General features: G+C 65.7%; 22 protein-coding genes. 16 read left to right on the forward strand and 6 right to left on the reverse strand.

Features of this window, described 5'->3' with window-relative positions:
- The first annotated feature begins 265 nt into the window (after window positions 1-265).
- The 6 genes from ABIB99_RS41075 (at window position 266) to ABIB99_RS41100 (ending at window position 4378) form a co-directional block, all read left to right on the forward strand.
- Entirely contained in the window at window positions 266-460 is a 195-nt protein-coding gene (locus tag ABIB99_RS41075; protein WP_015688858.1) for a twin transmembrane helix small protein, read from the forward strand.
- 2 nt (window positions 461-462) lie between these two features.
- On the forward strand, window positions 463-1035 hold the full coding sequence (locus ABIB99_RS41080) for a cob(I)yrinic acid a,c-diamide adenosyltransferase (RefSeq protein ID WP_014491644.1): 573 nt from the start codon (window positions 463-465) through the stop codon (window positions 1033-1035).
- A 125-nt stretch (window positions 1036-1160) separates the two neighbouring features.
- The gene (locus ABIB99_RS41085) at window positions 1161-1910 is read left to right on the forward strand and encodes an electron transfer flavoprotein subunit beta/FixA family protein (protein ID WP_354181459.1); all 750 of its coding nucleotides are present in this window, start codon (window positions 1161-1163) and stop codon (window positions 1908-1910) included.
- Window positions 1910-2854, forward strand: a complete 945-nt coding sequence (locus ABIB99_RS41090; protein ID WP_063985793.1) for an electron transfer flavoprotein subunit alpha/FixB family protein — start codon at window positions 1910-1912, stop codon at window positions 2852-2854. Before ABIB99_RS41085 ends, ABIB99_RS41090 begins: the two co-directional genes overlap by 1 nt.
- Window positions 2855-3064: 210 nt before the next feature.
- Window positions 3065-3946 carry a 3-hydroxybutyryl-CoA dehydrogenase gene (locus tag ABIB99_RS41095; protein ID WP_063985792.1) on the forward strand — a complete coding sequence of 294 codons (882 nt, stop codon included), beginning with the start codon at window positions 3065-3067 and terminating at the stop codon, window positions 3944-3946.
- A 237-nt stretch (window positions 3947-4183) separates the two neighbouring features.
- Window positions 4184-4378: a hypothetical protein gene (locus tag ABIB99_RS41100; RefSeq protein WP_015688853.1), complete on the forward strand. Its 195-nt coding sequence runs from the start codon at window positions 4184-4186 to the stop codon at window positions 4376-4378.
- A 10-nt stretch (window positions 4379-4388) separates the two neighbouring features.
- Here the strand turns inward: ABIB99_RS41100 and tlpA are convergent, their stop codons facing one another.
- Complete coding sequence (gene tlpA, locus ABIB99_RS41105; RefSeq protein WP_354181462.1) at window positions 4389-5054, reverse strand: thiol:disulfide interchange protein TlpA; 666 nt, start codon at window positions 5052-5054, stop codon at window positions 4389-4391.
- A gap of 109 nt (window positions 5055-5163) precedes the next feature.
- On the opposite strand from tlpA, the gene argH reads away from it, so the two are divergent.
- The 3 genes from argH to lysA all read left to right on the forward strand — a co-directional run bounded on the left by argH (window position 5164) and on the right by lysA (window position 8237).
- Window positions 5164-6561, forward strand: coding sequence for an argininosuccinate lyase (gene argH / locus ABIB99_RS41110; protein WP_354181464.1), 1398 nt, complete (start codon window positions 5164-5166; stop codon window positions 6559-6561).
- 93 nt (window positions 6562-6654) lie between these two features.
- Window positions 6655-6948 (forward strand): LPS translocon maturation chaperone LptM, encoded by a 294-nt coding sequence (gene lptM / locus ABIB99_RS41115; RefSeq protein WP_063985789.1) that lies wholly within the window; start codon window positions 6655-6657, stop codon window positions 6946-6948.
- 23 nt (window positions 6949-6971) lie between these two features.
- Window positions 6972-8237: a diaminopimelate decarboxylase gene (gene lysA, locus ABIB99_RS41120; protein ID WP_166348874.1), complete on the forward strand. Its 1266-nt coding sequence runs from the start codon at window positions 6972-6974 to the stop codon at window positions 8235-8237.
- A gap of 185 nt (window positions 8238-8422) precedes the next feature.
- Here the strand turns inward: lysA and ABIB99_RS41125 are convergent, their stop codons facing one another.
- Together ABIB99_RS41125 and ABIB99_RS41130 are read right to left on the reverse strand one after the other, a co-directional pair.
- Window positions 8423-9328, reverse strand: a complete 906-nt coding sequence (locus ABIB99_RS41125; RefSeq protein WP_354181467.1) for an NAD(P)-dependent oxidoreductase — start codon at window positions 9326-9328, stop codon at window positions 8423-8425.
- A gap of 118 nt (window positions 9329-9446) precedes the next feature.
- Window positions 9447-9830, reverse strand: a complete 384-nt coding sequence (locus ABIB99_RS41130; RefSeq protein ID WP_014491654.1) for a carboxymuconolactone decarboxylase family protein — start codon at window positions 9828-9830, stop codon at window positions 9447-9449.
- 178 nt (window positions 9831-10008) lie between these two features.
- On the opposite strand from ABIB99_RS41130, the gene ABIB99_RS41135 reads away from it, so the two are divergent.
- Both ABIB99_RS41135 and ABIB99_RS41140 read left to right on the forward strand, forming a co-directional pair.
- Window positions 10009-12126, forward strand: coding sequence for a TIGR02302 family protein (locus ABIB99_RS41135; protein ID WP_085401937.1), 2118 nt, complete (start codon window positions 10009-10011; stop codon window positions 12124-12126).
- 75 nt (window positions 12127-12201) lie between these two features.
- Window positions 12202-13035, forward strand: coding sequence for a DUF4175 family protein (locus tag ABIB99_RS41140; protein ID WP_354245269.1), 834 nt, complete (start codon window positions 12202-12204; stop codon window positions 13033-13035).
- Window positions 13036-13169: 134 nt separating this feature from the next.
- Here ABIB99_RS41140 and ABIB99_RS41145 read toward each other — a convergent pair whose 3' ends face one another.
- Both ABIB99_RS41145 and ABIB99_RS41150 read right to left on the reverse strand, forming a co-directional pair.
- Window positions 13170-13544, reverse strand: coding sequence for a response regulator (locus ABIB99_RS41145; protein WP_028147294.1), 375 nt, complete (start codon window positions 13542-13544; stop codon window positions 13170-13172).
- 47 nt (window positions 13545-13591) lie between these two features.
- Entirely contained in the window at window positions 13592-14470 is an 879-nt protein-coding gene (locus ABIB99_RS41150) for an MJ0042-type zinc finger domain-containing protein (protein ID WP_354181471.1), read from the reverse strand.
- A gap of 181 nt (window positions 14471-14651) precedes the next feature.
- On the opposite strand from ABIB99_RS41150, the gene ftsE reads away from it, so the two are divergent.
- From ftsE to ABIB99_RS41170, 4 genes are all read left to right on the forward strand, one after another.
- A complete protein-coding gene (gene ftsE, locus ABIB99_RS41155; RefSeq protein ID WP_014491659.1) occupies window positions 14652-15311 on the forward strand; it encodes a cell division ATP-binding protein FtsE in 660 nt (219 codons plus the stop codon).
- Window positions 15304-16272 (forward strand): cell division protein FtsX, encoded by a 969-nt coding sequence (locus tag ABIB99_RS41160; RefSeq protein WP_063985782.1) that lies wholly within the window; start codon window positions 15304-15306, stop codon window positions 16270-16272. The genes ftsE and ABIB99_RS41160 overlap by 8 nt, the downstream gene beginning before the upstream one ends.
- A gap of 72 nt (window positions 16273-16344) precedes the next feature.
- Entirely contained in the window at window positions 16345-17049 is a 705-nt protein-coding gene (locus ABIB99_RS41165) for a YdcF family protein (RefSeq protein ID WP_063985781.1), read from the forward strand.
- Between the two features lie 11 nt (window positions 17050-17060).
- Window positions 17061-17834, forward strand: coding sequence for a lysophospholipid acyltransferase family protein (locus ABIB99_RS41170; RefSeq protein ID WP_354181474.1), 774 nt, complete (start codon window positions 17061-17063; stop codon window positions 17832-17834).
- On the opposite strand, the gene ABIB99_RS41175 is transcribed toward ABIB99_RS41170, so the two are convergent.
- Window positions 17831-18442 carry a gamma-glutamylcyclotransferase gene (locus ABIB99_RS41175; RefSeq protein WP_028147288.1) on the reverse strand — a complete coding sequence of 204 codons (612 nt, stop codon included), beginning with the start codon at window positions 18440-18442 and terminating at the stop codon, window positions 17831-17833. The genes ABIB99_RS41170 and ABIB99_RS41175 overlap by 4 nt on opposite strands.
- Before the next feature lie 110 nt (window positions 18443-18552).
- Here ABIB99_RS41175 and ABIB99_RS41180 point away from each other — a divergent pair, with 110 nt between their 5' ends.
- Window positions 18553-19737 carry a DUF2125 domain-containing protein gene (locus tag ABIB99_RS41180; RefSeq protein ID WP_085401941.1) on the forward strand — a complete coding sequence of 395 codons (1185 nt, stop codon included), beginning with the start codon at window positions 18553-18555 and terminating at the stop codon, window positions 19735-19737.
- Window positions 19738-19777: the final 40 nt, after the last annotated feature.

Below are 19777 nucleotides of genomic sequence, written 5' to 3' on the forward strand. Positions count from 1 at the left end.
CAGCGCGGATTCCGGGTGAGGGGGAGTCTCCGCGAATCCCTCTATCACCGTCCCCGTGGAGAGCCCCCATTACCCGCCGCGCGTTCCGGACGGTGCGTCGCATCGCTCGGCGCGCGTTGGCCCCTCTCCGCTTGCGGGGAGAGGCGAAGAAGACAGGCGACGAGCGCAAATCGGAAATCATCCAGCTAGCTTCTGATATTATTGGGTTAAAAGCCAGATCGGGAACGCCATGGCGGACCAGCGCACACGGTGTTATCTACCCCGAATGGCATCTCTCCTGAGTACTTTCATCCTGCCGGTAGCGGCCGGCGCCGTGGCGGTGGTGCTGCTGCTCGGTCTCGTCAACATGATGCGCGGCGGCTCGCCAAACACCTCGCAGAAGTTGATGCGCTGGCGCGTGCTGCTTCAGTTCGTGGCGATCGTGGTTGCCATGCTCGCAGTCTGGGCGATGGGGCGTTAAAAATGGTCACGCTGAATCGCATCTATACGAAGACCGGTGACGACGGCACGACGGCGCTCGGAACGGGCGAGCGCCGTCCGAAATACGATCTGCGCATCGAAGCCTATGGCACCGTGGACGAGACCAATGCCGCGATCGGCGTTGTCAGGCTCCACACCCATGACATGCCCGAGTTCGACGCGATGCTCGGCCGCATCCAGAATGATCTGTTCGACCTCGGCGCGGACCTCGCGGTGCCCGAGCGTGAAGGCAAGGCCGAGCGGCTGCGGGTGGTGGCAAGCCAGGTCGAGCGGCTCGAACGCGACATCGACGCGCTCAACGACAAGCTGGCGCCGCTCACCTCCTTCGTGCTGCCGGGCGGCACGCCGGCCGCCGCCTACCTCCACGTTGCCCGTACGATTTGCCGCAGGGCGGAACGCGTGATGGTGGAACTGGCGGCCCGGCCCGGCGAGCCCGTGGGCGCTGCTGGCATCCAGTATATGAACCGCCTGTCCGACTTCCTGTTCGTCGCCAGCCGTGCCGCCAACCATAATGGTGCCGGCGACGTGCTCTGGGTTCCGGGCCAGAATCGCTGACCCATTGAGGTCGATATTTCTAAGGTCTAAAATTTGGCCCTGTCGCGCGTTGACCGGGCCGGATCAGGCCTTTAGGTTCCGCGCCAGTTGATAACCCCCCTCCCAAATTGAGTGAAAGAGGATCGATGAAGGTCTTGGTGCCGGTAAAGCGGGTGGTTGATTACAACGTCAAGGTCCGCGTCAAGGGCGATGGATCGGGCGTTGAACTCGCCAATGTGAAGATGTCGATGAACCCGTTCGACGAAATCGCGGTCGAGGAAGCGTTGCGCCTGAAGGAAGGCGGCAAGGCCACCGAGGTCGTCGTGGTTTCCATTGGACCGGCGCAGGCCTCGGAGACGATCCGCACCGGTCTCGCCATGGGCGCCGACCGCGGCATCCTGGTGAAGGTCGAGGGCATCGTCGAGCCGCTCGCGGTCGCGAAGATTCTGAAGAAGATCGCCGACGAAGAGCAGCCCGGCCTGATCATCCTCGGCAAGCAGGCGATCGACGACGACAGCAACCAGACCGGTCAGATGCTGGCCGCGCTGCTCGGCTGGTCGCAGGCGACGTTTGCTTCGAAGCTCGAGGTCGAAGGTGCTGACTTCAAGGTCACCCGCGAAGTCGACGGCGGTCTGCAGACCGTCAAGCTGAAGGGACCGGCGATCGTCACCACGGATCTCCGTCTCAACGAGCCGCGCTATGCCTCGCTGCCCAACATCATGAAGGCCAAGAAGAAGCCGATCGCGGAGAAGACCGTCGCCGATTACGGCGTCGACGTCGCCGCGCGTCTCGAGGTTCTCAAGACGACGGAGCCGGCGGGCCGCAAGGCGGGCGTCAAGGTCAAGGACGTCGCCGAGCTGGTGTCGAAACTCAAGAACGAAGCCGGGGTGCTCTGATGACGACGCTTCTGATTGCCGAACACGACAATGCGTCGCTGAAGGACGCGACCAACAAGGCCCTGACCGCGGCTGCCGCGCTCGGCGCGGATGTCGACGTGCTGGTGGCCGGCCAGAACGCCAAGGCTGCGGCGGATGCTGCCGCCAAGCTTGCCGGCGTGAAGAAGGTGCTGCTTGCCGAGGGCGAGACTTACGCCCACGATCTCGCCGAGCCGCTGGCCGCGCTGATCGTCTCGCTGGCTTCCGGCTATGACGCGATCGTCGCGCCCGCGACCTCGCGCTTCAAGAACGTGATGCCGCGTGTCGCAGCCCTGCTCGACGTCATGCAGGTCTCCGAGATCACCAAGGTGGTCGCCCCCGACACCTATGAGCGCCCGATCTATGCCGGCAACGCCATCCAGACGGTGAAGTCGAAGGACGCCAAGAAGGTCATCACGGTGCGCACCTCGACCTTTGCGGCGGCGGGTGAAGGCGGCAGCGCCGCCGTCGAGAACGTCGCTGCGGCGGCCGATCCGGGCCTGTCGTCCTTCGTCGGCGAGGAAGTCGCCAAGAGCGACCGCCCCGAGCTGACCTCGGCCAAGATCATCGTCTCCGGTGGCCGTGCCATGCAGAGCCGCGAGAACTTCGCCAAGTACATCGAGCCGCTCGCCGACAAGCTCGGTGCTGGCGTCGGTGCCTCGCGCGCGGCGGTGGATGCCGGCTATGCGCCGAACGACTGGCAGGTCGGCCAGACCGGCAAGGTGGTGGCCCCCGAGCTCTATGTCGCGGTGGGCATTTCCGGCGCGATCCAGCATCTGGCCGGCATGAAGGACTCCAAGGTGATCGTCGCGATCAACAAGGACGAGGACGCGCCGATCTTCCAGGTCGCCGATTACGGCCTGGTCGCCGACCTCTACCAGGCGGTTCCTGAGCTCACCGAAGCGCTCGCCAAGCTCGGCAAGTAAAAACGCGCTAAAAACACCGGCCGGAGTGGTACACTCCGGCCGGTTTTTCTTTTTCAAGGCGTTTTCTTTGGCGTGGGGCACGCCGGGGAGGCGATCCAATCTAGGTTTCGAGCCAGGATTCTGATCTAATCGAGTTTCTGATTAAATCGGACCTCCCGGCTCGGGGGATGAGGCAGGCGCGATCTGCGCGCCGTTCCGGTGGATGACATTATGGCGGCAGTGATCAAGAAGGTCGGCGTGATCGGCGCGGGTCAGATGGGCAATGGCATCGCGCATGTCGCGGCGCTGGCCGGTTTCGACGTGGTGCTCAACGACGTCTCGGCCGACCGGCTCAAGTCGGGCATGGCCACCATCAACGGCAATCTGGCGCGCCAAGTCTCCAAGAAGGCCGTCAGCGAGGACGACAAGACCAAGGCGATGGCCCGCATCAAGCTCGCCGAGAAGCTCGACGACCTCGCCGATTGCGACCTCGTGATCGAGACCGCGGTCGAGAAGGAAGAGGTCAAGCGCAAGATCTTCCACGAGCTCTGCGCGGTGCTGAAGCCGGAGGCGATCGTCGCCTCCGATACCTCCTCGATCTCGATCACGCGGCTAGCCGCCGCCACCGACCGGCCCGAGCGCTTCATCGGCATTCACTTCATGAATCCGGTGCCGCTGATGGAGCTGGTCGAGCTGATCCGCGGCATCGCCACCGACGACCAGACCTTCGAGGCGTCCAAGGAATTCGTCTCCAAGCTCGGCAAGCAGGTCGCGGTCTCTGAGGATTTCCCGGCCTTCATCGTCAACCGCATCCTGCTGCCGATGATCAACGAGGCGATCTACACGCTGTATGAAGGCGTCGGCAATGTCGAGGCCATCGACGCGGCAATGAAGCTTGGCGCGCATCATCCGATGGGCCCGCTCGAGCTCGCCGATTTCATCGGCCTCGATACCTGCCTGTCGATCATGCAGGTGCTGCACGAGGGCCTCGCCGACTCCAAATATCGCCCGTGCCCGCTGCTGGTGAAATACGTCGAGGCCGGCTGGCTCGGTCGCAAGACCCAGCGCGGCTTCTACGACTACCGCGGCGCCAAGCCGGTTCCGACGCGCTGATCCAATTTCCGGTGCCGTAGGGTGGGCAAAGGCGCAGAGCGCCGTGCCCACCATCTCTCCAATGATGCGGTGGAAATTGGTGGGCACGCTTCCGCCTTCGCTCTTCGAGCTACGGCGGACAAGCCGCTTTGCCCACCCTACGGCGCTCTCGCCCTCAGGCCGTGCATCCGCACCGTGACAATTCATGTCGCGTTAACCGCTCGCCCCTAGGCTGCGCCCGGTAAGAGGGTTTGCGTAATGGACATGATGGCGATGGTCAGCACCATGCTGGCCGCTCAGCAAGGCGCGCTACAGTCGAATATCTCGGCGACGCTGATGAAGCAGAACGCGGATATGGAGAAATCCACCGTCCTGACGCTGCTCGGCGCCGGTCAGCCTTCGCTCGCCAATGTCGGCGCCGGCGTCGGCGGCAACCTAAACGTCACGGCTTAGTACACACCGCCTAGAGCGACGCGGCGGCCTTGCCCGTCGCAGCCCGGATCAGCTTGAGCGCGTCCTCGCTCGCCCATTCCGCCGGCCCCGCGATCGTCGCGATCTCGCAGCCCTGTGGGTCGACCAGCACCGAGGTCGGCATGCCCAGGGCCCGGCCTATGGCTTTAAGATCCTGGAAAACCTTGGCTTTCTGATCGCTAAAATAGCCGAGCCGGGTCAGATTGGCCTCTTTCAGGAACGTCTTGGGCTTCTCGGCGTCGCGGGTGTCGATGTTGATCGCCACCACCTCGAAATTCGGGCCCGAAAGCTTGCCCTGGAGCTCGTCCAGCGCCGGCATTTCCTTGCGGCAGGGCACGCACCAGGTGGCCCAGAGATTGACCAGCAGCGTCTTGCCGCGGAAATCGGACAGCTTCTTCGGCTTGCCGTCGGCGTCCTCGAAGACCAGGTCGGGCAGTTTTAGCGGCGCGCTCGCCATGGTCAGGGCGGCCAATTCGCCATGGGCGAGGGGGGCGATTTTCTGCGCCGTTGCCACCGCGGCCCGGCAGGCCGGATCGCCTGAGGGCGCCCGGTTCAGGCCCAGCCCGTACAGCGCGGCGAAGCCGGCCAGCCCACCGATCGCCACGGTGGCGATGACGAGGGGGATCCGGCGCGTGGCGGAGGGCGTCTTGTCGAGCATATCGTTTGTCATCCGGTCGCAGATATGGCTATCAGGGGCCTCTTAATACGGCTGGCTCCGGCCAGCAAACGTGCGGCAGCAGCGGCAAGCAAGGCGTGAGCAGGGGATCATGAGCAACAAGATGTGGGGCGGCCGGTTCTCGGAGCGTCCCGATGAGATCATGGAAGAGATCAACGTCTCCATCGACGTCGATCGTCACCTCTTCGCCCAGGACATTGCCGCATCCAAGGCGCACGCCGCGATGCTTGCCGCGCAGGGCATCATCACGGGCTCTGATGCGAAAAATATCGGCAAGGGTCTAGACACGATTTTGTCAGAGATCGGCAAGGGCGGCTTCACATTCAAGCGCGCGCTCGAAGATATCCATATGAACGTCGAGAGCCGCCTGTCCGAGCTGATCGGCCCCGCCGCCGGCCGGCTGCACACCGCGCGTTCGCGCAACGACCAGGTTGCGACCGATTTCCGTCTCTATGTCCGCGACGTTCTCGACGAGACCGATGCCGCGCTCGCCGCGTTCCAGGCCGCGCTCGTCAATCGCGCGCTCGAACATGCCGCGACCGTCATGCCCGGCTTCACGCATCTGCAGACCGCACAGCCCGTGACCTTCGGCCATCATCTGCTCGCCTATGTCGAGATGGCCGCGCGCGACCGCGGCCGTTTCCAGGACGCCCGCAAGCGGCTCAATGAATCGCCGCTCGGCGCCGCCGCGCTCGCCGGCACCTCGTTCCCGATTGACCGCCACGCCACCGCGAAAGCGCTCGGTTTCGACCGCCCGATGGCGAACTCGCTCGATGCGGTCTCCGATCGCGACTTCGTGCTGGAGACGCTGTCGGCGGCCTCGATCTGCGCCGTGCACATGTCGCGCTTTGCCGAGGAGATCGTGATCTGGACCTCGCCGCTGGTCGGTCTCATCCGCCTCAGCGACAAGTTCACCACGGGATCCTCGATCATGCCGCAGAAGCGCAATCCGGATGCCGCCGAGCTCGTGCGCGCCAAGACCGGCCGCGTCATCGGCGCGCTCAACGGCCTCCTGATCGTGATGAAGGGCCTGCCGCTCGCCTATCAAAAGGATATGCAGGAGGACAAGCAGGGCGCGATGGAGGGCTTTGCCGCCCTGTCGCTCGCGATCCGCGCCATGACCGGCATGGTCCGCGATCTCATGCCCGACGAAGCGAAGATGAGGGCGGCGGCGGGCGAGGGCTATGCCACCGCGACCGACCTTGCCGACTGGCTGGTGCGGACGCTGAAGATGCCGTTCCGCGACGCCCACCACGTCACCGGCCGTATCGTGGCGAAGGCCGCCGAGGGCGGCGTGGCGCTGCACGAGCTGCCGCTGAAGGAGATGCAGGCGATCGAGCCAAAGATCACCAAGGACGTGCTCGGCGTGCTCTCGGTCGAATCGTCGGTGAAGAGCCGGACCAGCTTCGGCGGCACCGCGCCGAAGAACGTGGCGTCGCAGGCCAAGGCCTGGGCGAAGCGGCTGGAAAAAGAGCGAAAATTGGGCTGAGGGCAAAATTTCGCTTATGTTTCATGGTCATCCGGCTCTCGCCAGAGCGTGCCAATCTCTGTATGGTGCGGCCCGCGTAGTGGGGATTTCGTCGTGACGTCAAAGTTTCGCCCGGCCGGCTCGGGGTGGGCCATCATTGTCTTGAGCCTGACGGCGCTCGCGCTTGCCGGCTGCGGCCGCAAGGGCCCGCTGGATCTGCCGCCGACCGCCTCCAGTGCATCCACGGCCAATGTCGCAGCTCCAACCGACACCGAGACCGAAGCCCAGAGGACGCCGAGCGTGTTCAATCCCGGGTACGGTGCGGACGCAGCGCCTGCCGCCGCCAAGGGCAAGAAGAAATCGTTTATCCTCGACCCGCTCCTGGACGAACCTCCCGGCAAAAAATGAGCCGGGATAGCTGAGCTGACGCCATGAACCATTTCGACTATCGCAACGGCGTCCTGCACGCCGAGGCCGTGAACCTGTCCGAGCTGGCCGCAACCGTCGGTACGCCGTTCTATTGCTATTCGACCGCGACGCTCGAGCGGCACTACCGCGTCTTCACCGACGCCTTCGCCGGCGAGAAGGTGCTGGTCTGCTATGCCATGAAGGCGAATTCCAACCAGTCGGTGCTGCGCACGCTGGCCAAGCTCGGGGCCGGCGCCGACGTGGTCTCCGGCGGCGAATTGAAACGCGCGCTGGCCGCCGGCATCCCCGCCAGCAAGATCCTGTTCTCCGGCGTCGGCAAGACCGAAACCGAATTACGCGCCGCGCTCGCCGCCGACATCCTCTGCCTCAACGTCGAATCCGAGCCCGAGCTCGAGCTGCTGTCGCGGCTTGCGACCGAGATGGGCAAGACCGCGCGCATCTCCGTGCGCGTCAATCCCGATGTCGATGCCGGCACGCACGCCAAGATCTCGACCGGCAAGTCCGAGAACAAGTTCGGCATTCCGATTGCCTATGCCCGCGAGGTCTATGCGCGCGCCGCAAAACTTCCGGGCATCGAGGTCACAGGCACCGACGTGCATATCGGCAGCCAGATCACCGATCTCTCCAAGATGGAGACTGCGTTCCGCATCCTCTCCGAATTCGTGCAGACCCTGCGCAGCGACGGTCACAACATCAGCCACGTCGATTTCGGCGGCGGCCTCGGCATTCCCTATTACATGGACCGCGAGGCGCCGCCGGCGCCCGACGCCTATGCCGCCATGGTCAAGCGCGTCAGCCACAATCTCGGCTGCACGCTGATGTTCGAGCCGGGCCGAATGATCGTCGGCAATGCCGGCATCCTGGTCGCCAGGGTGATCTATGTGAAGCACGGCGACGGCAAGAATTTCGTCATCATCGACGCCGCCATGAACGATTTGATCCGCCCGACGCTGTACGAGGCGCATCACGACATTCTGCCGGTGACGCAGCCGGCCGCGGGCGCCGCCACGATCATGGCCGACGTCGTCGGCCCGGTCTGCGAGACCGGCGACTATCTCGCATTGGATCGCACGCTGCCGACGCCGAAGCCCGGCGATCTCATCGCCATCATGACCGCGGGCGCCTATGGCGCGGTGCAGGCCGGCACCTACAACACGCGGGCGCTGGTGCCGGAAGTGCTGGTGAAGGGCGATCAATACGCCGTGGTGCGCCCGCGCATCGAGGTCGAGCAGCTGATCGCGATGGATACGCCGGCGCCGTGGTTGTGACGGATTGAGGGGCGGTAAAGCGCTTCAACAATTTCGCTGTCGTCCCCGCGTACGCGGGGACCCATAACCACAGGGTGTAGTTGTTGGCTGAGCTGTAACTCCGAGTCCCCGTAACCACGTCTCCCTGTGGTTATGGGTCCCGGGCTCGCGCTTCGCGCGCCCGGGACGACGAGCGTGCGGGGCGGCTACTTTCCCGCCAATTCACCCTTCCCGCCAACCACAACTCCCGCCTTCTTCTCGATCGGCTTGATCGCCGCGGTGAAGTCGGACTCGGCGCCTTCCGCGCTGATCACGGTCTCCCATAGCCGTCCGACCGCGTCAGCGACTTCCATCGACAGGCCGAGCTGCTTCATCTCGTCCAGCGCCAGCCGCACGTCCTTCACCATCAGCCCCGTGGCGAAGCCGAAGTCGAACGTTCGCGGCAAAACCGAGCGTGGAAACTTGTCGCGGCTCGCGGTGTTCATGCCGGAGCCGGCATTGATGACGTCGATCATCACCGCGGGATCGAGCCCCGCCTTGACGCCCATCACCACCGCTTCCGAGGTCGCCACGATCGCGGTCGCCGACAGGAAATTGTTGGCGAGCTTCATGGTTTGCGCCGCGCCCGGCTTCTCGCCGATGAAGAACACTTTTCCGATCACGTCGAGCGCGGGCTTGAGCAGCTCGAACTCGGCTTTGGGCCCTGAGACCATCACCGCCAGGGTGCCCTTCTCGGCGCCGCCGACGCCGCCGGAGACGGGGCAGTCGATCTGCACGATGTCGCGTTTCGCCAGCAGGCCGTGGATCTTCGCCGCCATCGTCGAGCCGACGGTGGAGAGATCGATGAAGCGCCTGGCGCGGCTCCCTTCGATCACGCCGTTCGCTCCCGTGGCGACCTCGAGCGACGCCTGCAGCGAGGGCAGGCTCGCCATGACCGTCTCGACCTGGTCGGCGACGTCCTTCGGCGAGGCTGCAGCGGTGGCCCCGCGCGCCACGAGCTTGTCGACGGCCTCCTTGCGCGTGTCGAACACGACGAGCTTGTGCCCCGCCTCGATCAGCCGCCGCGCCATCGGGAAACCCATGTTTCCGAGGCCGATGAATCCGATGTGCATGGTGTTTCCTTCTTTCTTCTTCGTTGTTCGTTGGATGTGAAACGGCGATCATTCTCCGCTCGTCGTCCCGGGCTCGCGCTCGGCACCCCCCCGGGACGACGGCGGAGAGAGGTCGGCCTCACGCCTTGCCGTCGATCTCCGCGAACACCTCGCGCGCGATGCGAAAGCTGTCGACTGCGGCCGGCATGCCGCCATAGATCGCGACCTGCATCAGGATCTCGCGGATCTCGTCGCGGGAGACGCCGTTGGTCAGCGCGCCCTTGAGATGCGCGCGAAACTCGTGCTGGCGGTTGAGGATCGCGATCATGGCGATGTTGAGCATGCTGCGGGTCTTGCGCGGCAGCTCCTCGCGGCCCCACACGGTGCCCCAGCAATATTCGTTGAGCATCTCCTGGAACGGACGGTTGAAATCGTCGACGTTCTTCAGGGCATTGTTGACATAGGCCTCGCCCAGCACCGCTTTGCGGACTTCCAGGCCCTTGTCGTGCATCTTCTTGTCCATGGCGTTCCCTCTATTTCCCTTGCGTTTCCCTTGGGAATGGCGCGTGGAAATTACGGGGTTGCGCCCGGCCAGTCACGTCCTCGTGTTATGCGGGAAAAGGGGTCTCTCCCGTACCGGAACGGATGCCTCAGTGCTGCCGTTGTGATACGCTTCTCTACCGGGCAACCTGGAGAATTGATTGAACGGCGTCACCCCCGACCCGTCAGACCCGATCCGCGATGGCGACGCTCTGTCGCGGCTGAAGCTGACGCAGGCCCTCGATCGGGCTATTTATGCCATCGCGTGGGAACGTGCCTGGCCACATCTGGCGCGGGTGTTGACTGTCGTTGGCCTGTTCCTTGTGGTGTCGTGGGCCGGCCTCTGGCTGGCGCTGCCGTCCGTCATCCGTGCCATCGGTCTCGTGGTTTTTGCCGGCGCCGCAATCGCCGCTCTGGTCCCGCTGCTTCGTTTCCGCTGGCCGGGCCGCGACGAGGCTCTGAGCCGGCTCGACCGTGGCTCCGGTATCCGTCACCGCCCGGCGACGACGCTGACGGACACGCTGAGCTCGAAAGACCCGGTTGCGCTGGCGCTGTGGCAGGCGCAGCGCGAGCGCACGCTGGCTTCGCTCAAGCGCATCCGTGCCGGCTTGCCGCATCCGCGCCTCGCCCTGCACGATCCCTGGGCGCTACGCGCGCTGGTCATGGTGATGCTGGTCGCGACCTTCTTCGCCGCCGGCGACGAACGCGCGATGCGGTTGGGTGCCGCGTTCGACTGGAACGGCGTGCTGGCGCCGACCAACGTCCGCGTCGATGCCTGGATCACCCCGCCGCTCTACACCGGCAAGCCGCCGGTCATCCTGTCGGCCGCCAACAAGGAGGCCGCAGCGCTGCCTGCCAGCGGCCCACTCGCAGTTCCGGCCGGCTCGACCCTGATCGTGCGCTCCTCCGGTAGCAGCCTCGATGTCGTCACCTCCGGCGGCCTCAAGGAGGTTGCGCCCAGCGAGGCCGCGCCGAAGGGCACCAACGAGAAGCATTTTACCATCACCGGCGACGGCACCGCGCATGTCCGCGCGCCCTCCGGCCAGCCGCAATGGGCCTTCGCGGCGACGCCCGACCGCCCGCCGACGATCGCGCTCGCCAAGGATCCCGAGCGTCAGGCCTACGGCGCGTTGCAGCTCTCCTACAAGATCGAGGACGATTACGGCGTCACGGGCGCCGCCGCGCAATTCGTTCCGCGCGCAACCGAAGACAAGGACGGAACCAAGGACGCGGACGGCAAGGCCGCGCGGCCGCTGTTCCAGCCGCCGCAATTCGCGCTGACCCTGCCCAATGCGCGGACCCGCAACGGCGTCGGCCAGACCGTGAAGGACCTCAGCGAGGATCCTTATTCCGGTGCGGACGTGACGCTGACGCTCACCGCCAAGGACGAGGCCGGCAACGAGGCGAAGAGCGAGCCCTTCAACATGCGCTTGCCGGGCCGGCTGTTCACCAAGCCGCTCGCCCGCGCGCTGATCGAGCAGCGCCGCATCCTCGCGCTCGACGCCAACAAGAATTCCGACGTCTACGCCGCGCTCGACGCGCTGATGATCGCGCCCGAGATGTTCACGCCGGAAGCCGGGCAGTATCTCGGTCTGCACAGCGTCGCACGCCAGCTCGAGGCGGCGCGCACCGACGATTCCCTGCGTGAGGTCGTGGCGAGCCTGTGGGCGCTTGCGGTGACGATCGAGGACGGCAACATCAGCGACGTCGCCAAGGCGTTGCGCGCGGCGCAGGACGCACTCAAGCAGGCGCTTCAGCGCGGCGCCAGCGACGAAGAGCTCAAGAAGCTCATGGACAATCTGCGGACCGCGCTCGACAATTACATGCGCCAGTACGCGCAGCAGATGCGCAGCAATCCGCTGGCGCGGCCGGCCATCGGCCTCGACGACCAGATGAAGCGCATCGAGCGGCTGATCCAGCGCGGCAATCGCGAAGCGGCGGCGCGCGAGCTGGACCGCCTGGCCCGCGCGCTGGAAAATCCTCCGGGGCCGCCCAGCGCCGAGCAGAAAGAGATGGACGAGATCGCGCGCGAGCTGAACGATCTGCTTCGGGAGCAGAACGCGCTTCGCGACGAAACCGACCGGCAGAGCAAGGATTCCAAACGCGGCCAACGTACCAAGCCTCTGCCGCCCAAGGTCGCGGAGATCCTGCGCAAATCGAGAGAGCTGCGGCAGAAGACGCGCGGCGCGACCAGCGATCAGCTGGAGGACCTGGCAAGGCAGCAGGATGCCTTGCGCGAAGAGCTCAGGACCTGGCGTGAATCCCAGGGAGCGAGATAGCTCATGAAACACACCTCAATCTGGCAGAACGGCAAGGTCACGCGCGGAAGGCTCGCCACGGCTTGTCTCGTGCTGATGCTGTCCTGTTCCACGGCTTCGATTGGCCTCGCCCAGTCGTCGCGCGCCGACCAAAAGAGTCTGGATGCACTGCTCGACAGCGCCGAGCGGTCGATGAAGCAATCCGCCGACAACCTGAAGGACAAGAACTCGGACGAGAGCATTGGCCAGCAGTCCCGGGCGATCCGGGACATGGAGAAGTATCTCTATCCCGATCCGAACGATCCCTCGGCGTCGCGCGAAGGGTCGCAGGATACGCAGGGCCGGCAGGAGCAACTGAAGAAGCGGCTGGAGGCCCTCAAGAAGAAGCTCGCCGAGATGGGCTTGCAGCAGGATGGCCAGAAAGGCCAGCGCGGGCAGAAACAGCCGGGGCAGCAGGGCCAACAAGGTCAGCAGGGCCAAGGTCAGGGTCAGGACGGCGACCAGGATGGCGATGACGGCTTCGACGCCGCCGAGAACGCCATGGGAGATGCCGGCAATCAGATCGGCGAAGGCGATGCCGATGGTGCGACGGCATCGCAGGGCAAGGCCATCGATGCCCTGCGCAAGGGCATGCAGGATCTCGCCGACGCGCTCGGCGGACAGCAGAACGGCGAAGGCCAGGATCCGGGCGACGGTGACGGCCCCGGTCAGGCTGTCGGCCGCCAGCAGAGCGGCGGCGAACGGACCGACCCGCTGGGCCGGCCGCTACGCGGCAAGGAATACAGCGACGACTACACGGTCAAGATTCCCGGCGAGATCGATGCCCAGCGCGCGCGCCGCATCCTCGAAGAGCTCCGCCGCCGCCTGAGCGATCCCGCGCGTCCGCAGATCGAGCTCGATTACCTCGAGCGTCTGCTGAAGGATTTTTGACGTCACACTCGGTGTCATCGCCCGCGCAGGCGGGCGATCCAGTATTCCAGAGACGGTTGTGATTGAACCGAGAGGCCGCGGCGTACTGGATGCCCCGGTCAAGGCCGGGGCATGACAGCGGAATACGCCGCGCCCTACGCCTTCTTCGCTGCCAGCGCGTCGGCGACCGCCGTACGGATGTCGGCCACGGAGAACGGCTTGGTCACGACGTCATGCACCAGCGCATTCAAATTCGAGGCGCGCTCGCGCTGGTCGGCAAAGCCGGTCATCAGCAAAATGGTCAGGTCAGGGAAATCGCGCGCGGCGGAGAGCGCCAGCGCGATGCCGTCCATCACCGGCATCTGGATGTCGGTGAGCAGGAGATCGAACGCGCCGTTCTCGCGGGTCAGGATTTCCAGCGCCTCGGCGCCGTCCTGCGCGGTGACGGTCTCGTGGCCGTCCATGGCGATGGCGCGCGCCACCAGCTGGCGCATCGAATCCTCGTCGTCGGCGATCAGGATTTTCGGCATGAGACCAACCTTGAGACCAACCTCCCGTGCGGGATCTGCAAAATCGATTATACGCTGCCGCCGGCAATGTCGCGCCGGTTGAAGAAGCGGACGTCGATATTGCGGCCCTCCGGCGGCGGCGAGGCCAGGCGCGAGCGGAAGAAGGCGCGCTCACCCGGCTGCAGCACGGTCTGCTCCAGCACGGTGTTCCAGGCGTAGATTTCCGCTCCCTGCGCGTCGCGCACCGCAAAGCGCAGTCGCGGGATATCGAGCGGCTTCTTGCTTTGACCCACGATCACGCCCTCGATCACCAGCACCTGCTTACCGTCCACGGTCTCGCTGGAGAGCTTGACGTCCTTGAACGCCAGCCCGCGCAAATTAACTTCGAGTCCGACCATCTTGTAGAACGCCGCCGTCTGCGGCAGCAGCCGGACCATGTCGCCGCGCCAGATGACCAGCGCCAGCACCAGCGCGCCCATGGCGGCGCAGGCGGTCGGCAGACCGAAATGGGATTTTCGCGGAGCCTCGGTGGGGGCCTGGCGCCTCACCCGCGCCCCGCGGCGGCTGAACAAGCCGCGGAACCAGGACTGGTGCTGCGCGCCGGCGACGTCATCCTCGGCGGCGCGGGCTGCCGCTGACCATTCGTCCTCGGTCTCCTGGGCGTCCTCGGCCGGCCAGTCGCTGGCGATCGAGGGGCTGTCGACGACAGGCGTGTCGGCGGCGCCGTCGTCCCTGGCGTAGGAGTTCCACTGCTCGGCGAGGTCGGACTGGTCGTCGGCCTGGCTGGCCGCTGCCATGGCCGGGACGGACGCCTCCTCGATGGCATCCTCGGCATAGGCGACCCAGGTCTCCTTGCAGCGGGAGCAGCGGACCGTTCGTCCGTTCGCCCCCAGGTTCGCGGGCTTGATGGCGTAGGATGTCGTACAATGGGGGCAGACGATATGCATGGACACGAGCCTTGATGCACGGACTGGTCTTGACGATGCTCCGGTCGCGGAGAGCCGGGCATCCCAGATGCTACAGAGCGACCGTTAACGAACCGGAAACCATAACGGTCGCAAAACCCGTTGATCGCGTGTGGCGGAGCGCAGCAGCGCGGCCCGCGCCCCCTCTCGAACGGAGCTGAGCTTGGTTCGGTTCGAAAATGTCGGATTGCGTTACGGACTGGGGCCGGAGATTCTGCGCGACCTCAGTTTCGAGATTCCGGCGCATTCCTTCCAGTTTCTCACCGGCCCGTCCGGCGCCGGTAAGACCTCGCTGCTGCGTCTGTTGTTCCTGTCGCACCGACCGACGCGCGGCCTCGTCAACCTGTTCGGCCACGACATCTCGCAGCTCGGCAAGGACGAGATCGCGGATTTGCGCAAGCGCATCGGCATCGTGCTCCAGGACTTCCGCCTGCTCGACCACATGACGACCTATGAGAACGTCGCCTTGCCGTTCCGCGTCATGGGCCGCAGCGAGTCGAGCTACCGCAAGGAGGTGATCGATCTTTTGCGCTGGGTCGGCCTTGGTGACCGCATGGACGCGTTGCCGCCGATCCTGTCCGGCGGCGAGAAGCAGCGCGCGGCGATCGCGCGCGCCGTGATCTCGCGGCCGCAACTCCTGCTCGCCGACGAGCCGACCGGCAGCGTCGATCCGACGCTCGGCCGCCGGCTGCTGCGGCTGTTCATCGAGCTCAACAAATCAGGCACCGCCGTCATCATCGCCACCCACGACATCGGCCTGATGGACCAGTACGAGGCGCGACGCTTCGTGCTGCACCAGGGGCGGCTGCACGTCTATGAGTAGGCCCGACGACCGCGGCGTGCTGGTCGATCTCGGACAGGAGCGTCCGCAGCTTCCGCCCAAGGCGCGCAACATGTCCCCGATCGTGCCGCGCGCCTCGATCCACGGCCGCGCGCTGGTTGCCGTCGTCGCCATCATGACCTTCCTCGCCTCGATGACCACGGGCACGGTGCTGCTCGTCAGTGCCTCCGCCGCGGAATGGCAGTCGGACGTTGCAAGCGAAATCACCATCCAGGTCCGCCCGCAGACCGGCCGCGATCTCGATCGCGACACCGCGGCAGTGACGGAGGCCATCCGCGCGCAGGCCGGCATCATCGAGGTCAAGCCGTTCACCAAGGACGAGAGCGGCAAGCTGCTCGAGCCCTGGCTCGGCACCGGCCTGTCGATGGACGATTTGCCGGTGCCGCGCATGATCATCGCGCGCGTGCAGCCCGGCACGCCGCTCGATCTCGGCGCCTTGCGCGCGCGCGTGACCCAGGCCGCACCAAGCGCCAGCGTCGACGATCACCGCGCCTGGATCGAGCGGATGCGCTCGATGACCAACGCCACCGTGCTCGCCGGTATCGGCATCCTCGCACTCGTCATCATCGCGACCATCATCTCGGTCTCGTTCGCGACCCGCGGCGCTATGGCGGCGAACCAACCGATCGTCGAGGTCCTGCATTTCGTCGGCGCCGGCGACCGTTACATCGCCAACCGCTTCCTGCGTCACTTCCTCAGGCTGGGCCTGGAGGGCGGCGTGATCGGCGGCGGCGCCGCCATGCTGGTGTTCGGCTTCTCCGAGTCGATCGCCGGCTGGTTTTCCGGGACCCCCGTCGGCGACCAGTTCGCAGCCCTGCTCGGCACCTTCTCGCTGCGGCCGTCGGGCTACATCGTGCTCGCCGTGCAGGCGGTGCTGATCGGCGCCATCACCGCGGTTGCCTCGCGCCAGACGCTGTTCGCGACGCTGAATGATGTCGATTGAGCCCGATAAACCGGACTCCACTTCGCCTCAAAACGTCCTAAAATCATCCGGGGAAGGGATCACCGACATCATATGACCTCGCCGACCGACGATCGATCGCCGAAATTGCCGCGCGGCTGGCTGCGCGCGGCATTGGTATCGACGATCGCGTTCGTCTTCGTCGGCGCGGCGGCGGGCTTCATCGCCTTCCTGGCGCAATTGCGCGGCGCTGAGATCGCGCCGGACCGCAAGGCGGACGGCATCGTGGTCCTGACCGGCGGCTCCTCGCGGGTGTCGGATGCGATGGAGCTCCTGGCGGCCGGCTACGGCAAGCGGCTCCTGATCTCCGGCGTGCACCCGACCTCGACGGCGAGCGACATCTCCCGGACGCTGCCGGAGAACCAGTCCTTCATGCATTGCTGTGTCGATCTCGACCGCACCGCGGTCTCGACCCGCGGCAACGCGGCGGAAGCGCGGCGCTGGGCCGAGGGGCGCGGCTTTAGATCGCTGATCGTCGTCACCTCGAACTATCACATGCCGCGCGCGCTGGTGGAGTTCTCGCATGCGATGCCGGAGACCACGCTGATCCCGTTCGCGGTGGTCGGCGAAAAATGGCGTGAGGAGCCGTGGTGGACCTCGGCCTCCACCTTGCGGCTGCTTTTGTCCGAATACGTCAAGTACATCGCCGCCGAGCTGAGGGTGCGGCTGGAGGATTTCGGGATTGACCTTTCCCCCGAGATGTCGGAGCAGCCTGCTGGCGTGGCGCCGAAGCGGCCCGCCACGGCACAGGCCAATTGATCGGACCATCGATGTTTTTGATTTTCCTGCGCTCGCTCCTGTTCAACGTGCTGTTCTACGCCGTGCTCGTATGCCTCGCGATCGTGGCGCTGCCGACCTTCGCATTGCCGCCGCGTGCCATGCTGACGGTCGCGCAATGGTGGGCGAAGGCGACGCTGTTCCTGATGCGCGTGATCTGCAACATCAAGGTCGAATTCCGTGGGCAGGAGAAGATCCCGGCAGGGCCGCTGGTGATCGCGGCGAAGCATCAGTCGTTCTGGGAGACGTTCGTGCTGCCGGGCTTCTTCAACCGTCCGATCTTCATCCTCAAGCGTCAGCTCATGCAGATCCCGGTCTTCGGCCAGTTCCTGGTCAAGACCGGAATGATCGCGATCGACCGCAAGGCCGGCGTGAAGGCGCTGCTGGACATGACGCGGCGGGCGCGCGACGCGGTGCGCGCAGGCGGGCAGCTCGTGATCTTTCCGGAAGGCACACGCCGGGCGCCCGGCGCCGCGCCCGATTACAAGACCGGCTTTGCGCAGATCTATTCGTCCTGCGGCGTGCGGTGCCTGCCGATCGCGCTCAATTCCGGCCTGTTCTGGCCGCGCCGCACCTTCATGCGCTATCCCGGCACGCTGGTGGTCGAGTTCCTCGATCCGCTGCCATCAGGCCTGCCGAAAGACGAGTTTCTCTCGCGCGTGCAAACCGCCATCGAAGACGCGACCGGCCGCCTCGTCGAAGCGGGCCGGAAAGAGCAGGAGCAGTTGATCGGCTCGTCGCCGAGCTACGCGCCGTCGCAGCGCTAGCGGTTCTCTCGATCTTCTGCGGGAGCCGGCGCGTGCAGGGAATGCGCATCACCATGCAGCATGGTCGCGAGCTGATGCAATTGCGTGTCGCGAAAACCTTCGGCCTCGATCGCCTTTACCGTCGCCGTCACGTAGTCGCGGTTGGCGCCGGATTGGCCATGGCCCTGGACGACATGGCGATGCTGGTCGGCGAGCGACAGCCGGCCGGCATACTGGACGTGGCCGCGGTCGACGACATAGGCGAGCGCGGAGACGCGCTGTCGCGCATCGTTCTCAAGCCACACCGAGCGCATCACCTCGCGATAGACGGACGTGACCTGCTCGCGCGCCCGCAGATAGGCGACGACGTCGGCGCGGTCCTTCTCGGCGACGCGAAAAGCAATGCCGCGGCAGGCGCCGCCGCGGTCGAGTCCGAGCACCAGGCCCGGCTGCTCCGGCGTGCCGCGATGCACGAAGGAATAGACGCAGAGCGCGCGGTGCTCGCCGACCAGCCGCGCCGGGACGCGTTCCCTGAATTCGAAGCCCGGCCGCCACATCAGCGAGCCATAGCCGAACACCCAGAGATCGCCCTTGGCTGTGGTGACGGAGGGGAGGGTAATTTCCGACATTTCGGGCACGGCTACCAGAACGACGGCCCCAAGCGAAGTGAATTCTCGGCCTTTCGGCGCGGCCGAACCCCGCTTACATTTGACAAAATCTGGGGTCAAAGGGTCGCCGCATGTCAGATATGACCGTTGCCACAGGCCGCCGCCCCCGTTGGGGCCTTTTCATCGCCCCCATTATCCTCCTGATCCTCGCCGTCGCGTGGAGCTGTTTCTGGTTCTATGCGGCCTCGCAGGCCGAAATCGCCGCAGACGCCTGGCGGGCGCAGGAGGCCAAGTCCGGCCGCATCTACGATTGCGCCAAGCGCTCGATCGCCGGCTTCCCGTTCCGCTTCGAGGTCCAGTGCTCCGGCGCCAGCGTCGCCCTGGTGTCGCAGAACGCCAGCAAGACGCCGTTCACGGCGAAGCTCGACAACATCCTGGTCGTCGCCCAGGTCTACGATCCCAAGCGCGTCATCGCCGAATTCTCTGCGCCGGCGACGCTCACCGACGGCGTCACGCAAAACACCTTCGTGGTGAATTGGAGCAAGGGCCGCAGCAGCGTGTTCGGCCTGCCGGCGGTGCCGGATCGCGCCTCCATCGTGTTCGACGATCCCGTCATCAATCGTCTCGACGGCAGCGTGCAGGTGCCGCTCGCGCGCGCCAAGCAGGTCGAGCTGCACGGTCGCCTCGCAGACGGGTCGCGGTCGGATCATCCTGTGATCGAGACCGTGCTGCACGTCGCGCAGGGCAGCATCCAGGGTGTTCATCCCTTGCTCGCCGAGCCGTTCGAGGCGGACACGCGCGCGAAGATCACGGGCCTCTCCGACCTCACGCCAAAGCCGTGGCCGCAACGCTTCCGCGAGATCCAGGCCGCCGGCGGTCACATCGAGATCGTCCAGTCGCGCGTCCAGCAGGGCGAGATGATCGCGGTTGCCGCTGGCACGCTCGGGCTCTCGGCCAATGGCCGACTCGACGGTGAGCTGCAGATGACCGTGACCGGCCTCGAGCGTGTAATCCCGGCGCTCGGCATCGAGAAGATGCTGGAGGAGGGGGTGCCGCAGGCAACCCTCGACCGCGTTGCGCCCGGCGTGAAGTCGCAGGACCTCAACAATCTGTTCGGCGCACTCGACCGCGCCGTTCCCGGCCTCGGCAAGGTCATCAAGCAGAACGCCAATGCCGGCGTTGCGGCCGGCATCAATTCGATCGGCACCGAGAGCACGCTTGAGGGCAAGAAGGCGAGGAGCTTCCCACTGAAGTTCGTCGACGGCGCCGTGCTGCTCGGCCCGGTCAAGGTCGGCCAGATTCCGCCGCTGTATTGATGCCCCGTCATTGCGAGCGAAGCGAAGCAATCCAGACTTT

This window comes from Bradyrhizobium sp. LA6.1 (assembly GCF_040547805.1).
GTDB classification, from domain to species: domain Bacteria; phylum Pseudomonadota; class Alphaproteobacteria; order Rhizobiales; family Xanthobacteraceae; genus Bradyrhizobium; species Bradyrhizobium barranii.